We start from the raw sequence: 8,764 nt of genomic DNA, 5'->3' as shown, positions 1-8,764 counted from the left end.
GTCGCCACGCGCCGTGCCGAGCCCGGGTGCTGCCGTCGCCACGCGCCGTGCCGAGCCCGGGTGCTGCCGTCGCCACGCGCCGTGCCGAGCCCGGGTGCTGCCGTCGCCACGCGCCGTGCCGAGCCCGGGTGCTGCGGTCGCCACGCGCCTTGCCGAGCCCGGGCGCTGCGGTCGCCACGCGCGGTGCCGCAACCCGGGCGTGCGCGCGGTGGCGGGGTGGCGGGCGCACCGGTTCCGCCGCGCCCGCCGCCCCGGGACGGGCGGCATCCCGGTCCGGATGCCGGGTAAGCGCCCTACCACCCGGCGAAGTTCAGGAGGACCCCATGGCCCGTACCGCCCTGCGCCTGCCCGCGGTTCTGCGCGCCTCCACGAAGAGGGAGCGGCCGGCACCGGCCCGGAGCGCCCCGCGGCTGCCCGCGGTTCTGCGGCCCTCCCGCAGGCGGGAGGCGCCGGCCGGTGCGCCGGTCACGCGGCACGCGCTGCCACTGCCGGTCCGGCTGCTGGCCATGCTGGTCGCCTTCGCCTTCATGGTGGCGTTCGCCGTGGTCCTGGCCCGCATCACCCTGCAGCCGTCGCCCGCCTCGGTGCCGCTGACGCACAGCAACCTGCATCCCGGCCGCTCCCTGAACGCCTACATCCAGCAGGGGCAGTTCCGGGACACGGTCAAACAGATCGGCGGCAACGTGCTGCTCGGGGTGCCGTTCGGCGTACTGGTACCGGTGCTCGCCCCGCGCGCCCGCGGGGTCCTGCGGGTGCTGGCGCTCACGGCTCTGGTGATGCTGATGGTGGAGCTGGCGCAGGGCGCGCTGGTGACCGGGCGGGCCTTCGACATCGACGACGTCATCCTCAACACGAGCGGGGCGCTGCTGGGTTGGCTGCTGCTGGGACGGCGGCTCGGGCGCGGGGTGCACCGGCGGGTGCCGGCGCCGGCCGCCGAGTGACCTTCGGCACCAGGTCCGTACCAGACTATTGACGCCCTCTTATCTCACTCCTTAAATCAAGGGCATCAATTCCCCCCACCGGAACGGAGAGCCATGGCCTCCCCTCGCCTGCTCCGCAGATGTCTCCTCGCCGTCCTGTCCGCCGCGCTGGTCGGCACCGCCGCCGTGGGCCCGGCGCGGGCCCAGAGCGCCGCACCGGCCGCGACGGCCGTCACCACCTTCTCCGACACCTTCGACGGTGCCGCCGGCTCGGCGGTCGACGGGTCGAAATGGACGCTGGAGACCGGTGACAACGTCAACAACCACGAGCGGCAGTACTACACGTCGGGCACGAAGAACGCGGCCCTGGACGGACAGGGCCATCTGGTGATCACGGCCCGCAAGGAGAACCCGGCGGGGTACCAGTGCTGGTACGGAAGCTGCCAGTACACCTCCGCCCGGCTGAACACCGCCGGGAAGTTCAACGCCCAGTACGGGCATGTCGAGGCGCGGATGAAGATCCCGCGCGGGCAGGGCATGTGGCCGGCCTTCTGGATGCTCGGCACCCCGGTCAACTGGCCGGACTCGGGTGAGATCGACGTGATGGAGAACGTCGGCTTCGAACCCTCGACCGTGCACGGCACCATCCACGGCCCCGGCTACTCCGGTTCGGGCGGGATAGGCGCCGGTTACTCGCTGCCGAACGGACAAGCCTTCGCGGACGCCTTCCACACCTTCGCCGTCGACTGGGCGCCCGACTCCATCACCTGGTCGGTGGACGGCAACGTCTACCAGCGGCGCACACCCGCCGACCTCGGCGGGAAGACCTGGGTGTTCAACAAGCCGTTCTTCCTGATCCTGAACCTCGCGGTCGGCGGTTACTGGCCCGGTGACCCGGACGGCTCCACGCAGTTCCCGCAGACGCTGGTGGTGGACTCGGTGTCGGTGACGACGAGCGACAGCGCGGCCGGTGTGCCGATCCGCGGACTCGCGGGCAAGTGCGTGGACGTGGCCGGCGCGAACCCCGCGAACGGCACCGCGGTCCAGCTCTACGACTGCAACGGCACCGGTGCGCAGACGTGGACGGTCGGCTCGGACGGCACGCTCCGGGCGCTCGGCAAGTGCCTGGACGTCGTCGGCAACGGCACCGCGGACGGCTCGGCCGTGCAGCTGTGGGACTGCACCGGCGGCCCCAACCAGAAGTGGGTCGTCTCCGGGGCGCACGACATCGTCAACCCGCAGGCGAACAAGTGCCTGGATGTCACCGGGAACAACTCGGCCAACGGCACCCGGCTGCAGTTGTGGACCTGCTCGGGCGGCGCCAACCAGAAGTGGACGCTCGGCTGAGCCGTCGGCTCAGTGCAGCTTCCAGGTGTACTTGTCGCCGCCCACGAAGCGGACCACGTCCGGATCGTCCAGGTCATGGATGGGGATGCCGTGGGCGGCGGCGGTCTCCAGCACGTCCGTGACGGTCCTGGCCTCACCGACCACCTCGCCGTCGATCTCCATGATCCGGAAGGGCGGTTCGCCGTGTCTGCCCGGGCAGACACCGAGCACCAGGATCCGCGGCCGGGAGATGTAGGGAGCTCCTTGTTCGGTCATGCGATTCAGCGTAGAACGCACGAGGGGTCCCCGGCTCATCCGCGTGCGCCGTCCAGGAGATCGAGGACGGCGCCGTCCACGCTGCCCCGCGCGGCCGGACGGCGGAGCCCCCGTGTTCACCCAGCCGGGTGAGCGCGGGGGGCGAATGCCACTCCGGGGGGCGCGGGGGTGATGGTCACTCCCCGGGTGAGTGCGGGGGGCGAATGCCGCTCCGGTTGAGCGCGGGGGTGATGGTCACTCCCCGGGTGAGTGCGGGGCGAATGCCCTCCCGGGTGGGCGCGACGGCCTCCCCCTTCCCCCCGGGCGCGGTGGGCGTACCGGCAGCTCGCGGACGGCCCGCGTGTCAGGGACGACGCCAGTCGTCGGCGGTCAGGTGCGAACCGGCCTGCGGCCCCATCCGCAGCATGCCGCCGTCGACGCTCCAGGAGGCGCCGGTGACGTAGGACGCGTCCGGGCCGGCGAGGAACGCGATCACCGCCGCGACCTCCCGGGCATCGCCGGGGCGGCCGAGCGGCACACCGGGACGGCGCTCGGTGCGCACGTCGGTGTCCTCCTGGCCGGTCATCGGGGTGGCGATCTCCCCCGGCGCGACCGCGTTCACGGTGATGCCGTGTTCAGCCAGTTCCAGGGCCATCACCTGGGTGAGCAGCCCGAGTCCGCCCTTGGCCGCGCAGTACGGTGCCGCGCCGACCCGGGGCTGGTGCTCGTGCACGGAGGTGACGTTGACGATCCGCCCGCCGTCGCCCTGCCGGATCATCTGCCGGGCGGCTCGCTGCCCGAGCAGGAACGGGCCGACGAGGTCGACGTCCAGGACCCGGCGCACGTCGGCCAGGGTCAGGTCCAGGAACGGGGTCATGGTGCCCGTGCCGGCGTTGTTGACCAGGACGTCGAGGCGGCCCAGCTCGGCACAGAGCGCGTCCACCGTGTCGGCGGCCCCGGGCAGCCGGGTCAGGTCCAGATGGGCCACGGCGGCCCGGCGGCCGTGCGCGCGGACCTCCTCGGCCGTCTCCTCGGCACCCTTCTCGTCGGAGTGCCAGGTGATGCCGATGTCCAGGCCCGCCTCGGCCAGGCGTACGGCGGTGGCACGGCCGATGCCGCTGTCCGCTCCGGTGATCAACGCCGTTCGCCGCCCTGCCGGTGTGGACATCGCTCGTCTCCTCACGGGACTTCACCTGGACGTGGACAGGGCATCGCAGTACCCGGGAGCGGGGCGCACAAACGGCTCCCGCCCCGGGGCCGCGAGGGGTGCGGGGCGGCGGCCGTGGCGGGGCGGACGGGCCGTTCCCCGCGCCCCCGCGGGGTGTCCGGTGTGAACCTGGTGTCCATGGAACCCGTCGCCGCCCTGGAGCGGATCGCCTATCTGCTGGAGCGAGCCCTGGCGCCCACCTACCGGGTGAAAGCCTTCCGGACCGCCGCCCGGGTGCTCGCCGCGCTGCCCGCGGACGAGGTGGCCGGGCGGGCCGCGGCGGGGACGCTGGAGTCGCTGAAGGGCGTCGGACCGAAGACCGCGCAGGTGGTGCGGGAGGCGCTGGCCGGCGAGACGCCCGGATACCTGCGCAAGCTGGAGGACGAGGCCGCCGCGCCGGCCGCCGCGGACGGCCCCGGAACCGCGCTGCGCTCCCTGATCCGCGGGGACTGCCACACGCACTCGGACTGGTCCGACGGGGGCAGCCCGATCGAGGAGATGGGACGGGCGGCGGCCGGGCTGGGGCACGAGTGGACGGTGCTCACCGACCACTCGCCCCGGCTGACCGTGGCCCGCGGGTTGTCGGCCGGGCGGCTGCGCGAGCAACTGGAGGCGGTGGCGGACCTGAACAAGCGCTGGGCACCGTTCCGGCTGCTCACCGGCATCGAGTGCGACATCCTGGACGACGGCTCGCTGGACCAGGAACCGGAGCTGCTGGACCGGCTGGACGTGGTCGTGGTGTCGGTGCACTCCAAGCTGCGGATGGACGCCCGGTCCATGACCCGCCGGATGGTGGCCGCCGTGCGCAATCCGCACGCGGACGTCCTCGGGCACTGCACCGGGCGCCTGGTGACGGGCCGGGGGCGGCCGGAGTCGCAGTTCGACGCGGACGAGGTGTTCGCCGCGTGCGCCGAGGCGGGCACGGCCGTGGAGATCAACAGCCGGCCGGAGCGGCTGGACCCGCCCCGGCGGCTGCTGCGCCGGGCGGTCGAGGCGGGGGTGCTGTTCTCGGTCGACACCGACGCGCACGCGCCCGGCCAGCTCGACTGGCAGATCCTCGGCTGCGCCCGGGCCGAGGAGTGCGGGGTGCCGCCCGGCCGGGTGGTGACCACCTGGTCGGCCGGCGAACTGCTGGCCTGGACCCGAGAAGGCCGGGTGCCGGCGCGTGCGGTGGATTCCTGACCTGCCCCGCGTGGTACCCGACCCGTACCGAGCGCCTGGAAAGGACCCCGCATGGACCGCGCCGCCGTCTTCGACGTCGACGGAACCCTCGTCGACACCAACCACCTCCACGTCGTCACCTGGTGGGAGGCGTTCCGCCAGGCCGGGCACGACGTGCCCATGCACGCCGTGCACCGGGCCATCGGCCTGGGCTCCACGGACCTGATCGCCCATCTGCTCGGCGACGACCGCGACCCGGACCGGGACGACGAGCTGAGCGACGCGCACAAGGCGCTGTACGGCCAGTACTTCGACCGGCTCCCCGCCCTGCCGGGCGCCGGGGAACTGCTGCGGCGGCTGCACGGGGACGGCTGGACGGTGGTCCTGGCCACCTCGGCGAGCGGGTCCGAGCTGGGCGCGCTGCGCCGGGCGATCGACGCGGACGACGCCATCACGGACACGGCGAGCGCCGACGACGTACAGGAGGGCAAGCCGGCCCCCGAGCCCGTGGAGCACGCGCTGGAGCTGGCCGGGGTGCCGGCCTCGCGGGCGGTGTTCGTCGGGGACACCGTGTGGGACATGCGGGCGGGCAGCAAGGCGGGGGTGCGCTGCGTGGGCGTGCTGTGCGGCGGGATCCCCCGGGCCGACCTGGAGGAGGCGGGCGCGGAGGCGGTGTACGCCGACCCGTCCGACCTGCTGGCGCGGCTGGCGGAGACTCCGCTGGCCTGAGCGGACCCCGAGGTGACGCAGGTCACGGGCGCCGGTGGAACACCCCAGCATGGTTGCCCGTTGAACCAACCGTGGGTGTGGACGGGACAGTGTCCCCGGGCCTCACCTTCTGCCCACAGGGACGATCGTCCGGCTGAAGCCCTGTGGAGCCGTTCGCCGAGAGGCGACCGCCGTCCGCACCCACCACCTGACCGCCCCGGCCGTGAATCCCCCGTCACGGCCGGGGCTCTTCACTGCCCGCCCGTGTCCGGGTGCCGCCGCCCAAAGCGGCCGACGCCTGCCCGGGTGCCACCGTCCACGCCGGCCGACGCCTGCCCGGGTGCCACCGCCCAAAGCGGCCGACGCCTGCCCGGGTGCCACCGTCCACGGCGGACGACGACTGCCCGGGTGCCGCCGTCCACGGCGGACGACGACTGCCCGGGTGCCGCCGTCCACGGCGCCGGGCGCCGCGTGTGCCCCTGCGGCGCCCGGGTACCCGGCCGCTCGTCGCAGCTTCCGCCGTGTCGACGAGAGGAGCCGAAGGTGAGCAGCTCAGCGGGCAACAGGGTCGTCGTGACGGGAGCCACCGGCAATGTCGGGACGAGCGTGGTACGTCTGCTCTCGGAGGACCCCGACGTCAAGTCGGTGCGGGGACTGGCCCGGCGGGTGCCCGAATGGTCACCGGAGAAGACCGAGTGGTCGGCCGTCGACATCGCCTCGGACCAGGCGAACCTCGCCGAGCGGTTCGAGGGCGCCGACGCCGTCATCCACCTGGCCTGGGCGTTCCAGCCGACGCACGATCCGGCCACCACCTGGCGGACCAACGTGCTCGGCGGCATCCGCGTGTTCGAGGCGGTGGCCGCGGCCCGGGTGCCGGTGCTGGTGCACGCCTCCTCCGTCGGGGCGTACTCGCCGGGGCCGAAGGACCGGCCGGTCGACGAGTCCTGGCCGACACACGGCTGGCCGGACGCCGCCTACTGCCGCGAGAAGGCCTACCTGGAGCGCACCCTGGACGTGTTCGAGCGCGATCACCCCGAGGTGCGGGTGGTCCGGATGCGCCCGGCGTTCCTGTTCAAGTGGCAGTCGGCGAGCGAGCAGCGGCGGATCTTCGGCGGGCGCTTCCTGCCCGGTCCGCTGGCCCGCCCCGAGCTGCTGCCCTTCCTGCCGGACGTCCCCGGCCTGCGGGTGCAGGCCCTGCACACGGACGACGCGGCCGAGGCGTACCGGCTCGCGGTGCACTCGGACACCGCCCGGGGCGCCTTCAATCTGGCCGCCGACCCCCCGCTGGACGCCGGGGTGCTCGCCCAGCTGTTCGGCTCCCGTCCCGTCCGACTGCCGCGTTCGGCGGCCCGCTCGGCGATCGCCGCCGCATGGGGGCTGCACCTGCTTCCGGCCTCTCCGCACCTGTTCGACGCCGTGCTGCGGCTGCCGCTGATGGACTGCGCCCGGGCGCGTACCGAGCTGGGCTGGCAGCCCCGGCACACGTCGACCGAGGTGATCCAGGAGTTCCTGGAGGGCCTGCGGCAGGGCGGCGGGATGCGGACCGAGCCGATGCGCGGGCGGAAGGTCGGCTGAACGGGCCGGCTCCGGGAACACGGAACACCACACGAACCAGGCGAGAGCCAGGAAGGAGCGCGGCAGACCATGGCCATGCGTGAGCAGGAGACCGGTGGCGGGTCAGGACCCGAGGAGACCCCGGTGCCCAGGGACCTGCCCGACCAGCAGGCCGGCCCCGGAGACGATCCGTGGGACGTCGTACCGGGGCACCCGGTCGGCGACGGGCCCGACGACGAGCGGGACGAGCAGGCGCCGGACACCGACGAGGCCGGCAGCGGCCCCCGGGGCGCGCCGAGCACGGGAACGGTGCATCCCGAGCATCCCGAGCCGCAGGAGCCGTCGGCGTAGAGCCACCGGCGTAGAGCCACCGGCGTAGAGCGACCAGAGCGCCATGTCCATTTTGCGTGGATACCCTGTGAAGTGTGATCGAGTCTGGACGGCTGCGGCTCCGTCGTCGCCACGACCGGAGGCCGCTGGTGCTGCTGTCGCCGGTGATCCTGACCGTCGTCATCGCCAGCCTGGCGTACGCCACTCCCCCGGAGATGGCCTTCAGCCGCCTGCTGCCGGCGGCGCCGGCCCTCGCCGCCGCGATGTGGCCGGTGCTGCCCACCGTCCTGCTGGGCACGGTCTGCCTCTTCCTGATGATCGGCCTCAGCATGGTGTTCCCCGGTCTGGGGACGTGGTGGACGGCCGGCGGGATCATCGCGGTCACCGTGGCGGCCGCCTACGGCAGCCATGTCCGGCTCCAGCGGGAGCGGACCCTGTTCCACGTGCGGCTCGTCGCCGACGCGGCGCAGCAGGTGGTGCTCAGTCCGATGCCGTGCCGGTTCGCGGGCGTCGAGATCGAGACGCTGTATCTCGCGGCCGCCGCGGAGGCCCGTATCGGCGGGGACTTCTACGAGGTGGTCGACACCCGGTTCGGGATCAGGCTGCTCATCGGTGACGTGCGCGGCAAGGGGCTGCCGGCGGTGGGGGCGGCGGCGGCGATCGTCAACTCCTTCCGGGAGGCGGCCCACGGCGAGGCCGACCTCGTCGCGGTGGCGCGCCGGCTGGACGCCAGCAGCAGCCGGTACAACGCCGCGTTCCCTTCCGAGGGGCCGATGGAGCGCTTCGCCACCGCGCTCCTGGTCGAGATCCCGCACGGGGGCGGCCGGATCGGGATCCTCAACTGCGGACATCCCCCGCCGCTGCTGCGCAACGCCGGGGAGCTCCGTGTCCTCGAACCCACCGTGCCCTCGCCGCTGCTCAGCCTCGCGGAGCTGATGGGCGATCACTACAGCGTCGACACCTTCGGTTTCGCCCCCGGCGACCTGCTGCTCCTGTACACCGACGGGGTCGCCGAGGCCCGCGCCCGCGACGGCGAGTTCTTCCCGCTGGCGTCCTGGATGGGCGGACAGCCCCCGGTGCCGCCCCGGGAACTGCTCTCGGCGCTCCACCGCGACCTGCTGCGCTACAGCCGGGGGCACCTGGACGACGACATCGCCGCTCTCGCCGTACGGCTGAGCGAGTCGCCGGAGTGAGCCGCGGGCCCGGGCCGCGGACGGGCCGGCGGCCCGCAGGACGGCCGGGCGCGCGGCCGTCGGTTCGGTGCGGGACTCGGACGGCAGGACGGCCGGGCGCGCGGCGGTCG

The 8,764-nt window shown here is 73.8% G+C and carries 9 protein-coding genes; 7 read left to right on the top strand and 2 right to left on the bottom strand.

The window, feature by feature from the left end:
- Window positions 1–323: 323 nt before the first annotated feature.
- Window positions 324–941, top strand: a complete 618-nt coding sequence (locus GT045_RS34300) for a VanZ family protein (protein WP_161336581.1) — start codon at window positions 324–326, stop codon at window positions 939–941.
- A 93-nt stretch (window positions 942–1,034) separates the two neighbouring features.
- Window positions 1,035–2,267: a family 16 glycosylhydrolase gene (locus GT045_RS34295; RefSeq protein WP_161336580.1), complete on the top strand. Its 1,233-nt coding sequence runs from the start codon at window positions 1,035–1,037 to the stop codon at window positions 2,265–2,267.
- Window positions 2,268–2,276: 9 nt separating this feature from the next.
- Here the strand turns inward: GT045_RS34295 and GT045_RS34290 are convergent, their stop codons facing one another.
- Complete coding sequence (locus GT045_RS34290; protein WP_161295438.1) at window positions 2,277–2,522, bottom strand: hypothetical protein; 246 nt, start codon at window positions 2,520–2,522, stop codon at window positions 2,277–2,279.
- A gap of 343 nt (window positions 2,523–2,865) precedes the next feature.
- A complete protein-coding gene (locus tag GT045_RS34285; RefSeq protein ID WP_161336579.1) occupies window positions 2,866–3,669 on the bottom strand; it encodes an SDR family oxidoreductase in 804 nt (267 codons plus the stop codon).
- 177 nt (window positions 3,670–3,846) lie between these two features.
- Between GT045_RS34285 and GT045_RS34280 the strand changes: the two genes are divergently transcribed.
- From GT045_RS34280 to GT045_RS34260, 5 genes are all read left to right on the top strand, one after another.
- Window positions 3,847–4,890: a PHP domain-containing protein gene (locus GT045_RS34280; protein WP_161336578.1), complete on the top strand. Its 1,044-nt coding sequence runs from the start codon at window positions 3,847–3,849 to the stop codon at window positions 4,888–4,890.
- 51 nt (window positions 4,891–4,941) lie between these two features.
- Entirely contained in the window at window positions 4,942–5,598 is a 657-nt protein-coding gene (locus tag GT045_RS34275) for an HAD family hydrolase (RefSeq protein ID WP_161297691.1), read from the top strand.
- 522 nt (window positions 5,599–6,120) lie between these two features.
- Window positions 6,121–7,152: an SDR family oxidoreductase gene (locus GT045_RS34270; RefSeq protein ID WP_161292806.1), complete on the top strand. Its 1,032-nt coding sequence runs from the start codon at window positions 6,121–6,123 to the stop codon at window positions 7,150–7,152.
- A gap of 69 nt (window positions 7,153–7,221) precedes the next feature.
- Complete coding sequence (locus tag GT045_RS34265; RefSeq protein ID WP_202529291.1) at window positions 7,222–7,482, top strand: hypothetical protein; 261 nt, start codon at window positions 7,222–7,224, stop codon at window positions 7,480–7,482.
- Between the two features lie 74 nt (window positions 7,483–7,556).
- Window positions 7,557–8,654, top strand: a complete 1,098-nt coding sequence (locus tag GT045_RS34260) for a PP2C family protein-serine/threonine phosphatase (RefSeq protein ID WP_161336577.1) — start codon at window positions 7,557–7,559, stop codon at window positions 8,652–8,654.
- Window positions 8,655–8,764 lie beyond the last annotated feature (110 nt).

The organism is Streptomyces sp. SID486, assembly GCF_009865385.1.
Taxonomy (GTDB): Bacteria; Actinomycetota; Actinomycetes; order Streptomycetales; family Streptomycetaceae; genus Streptomyces.
This window is presented reverse-complemented; position numbering and strand designations above follow the sequence as displayed.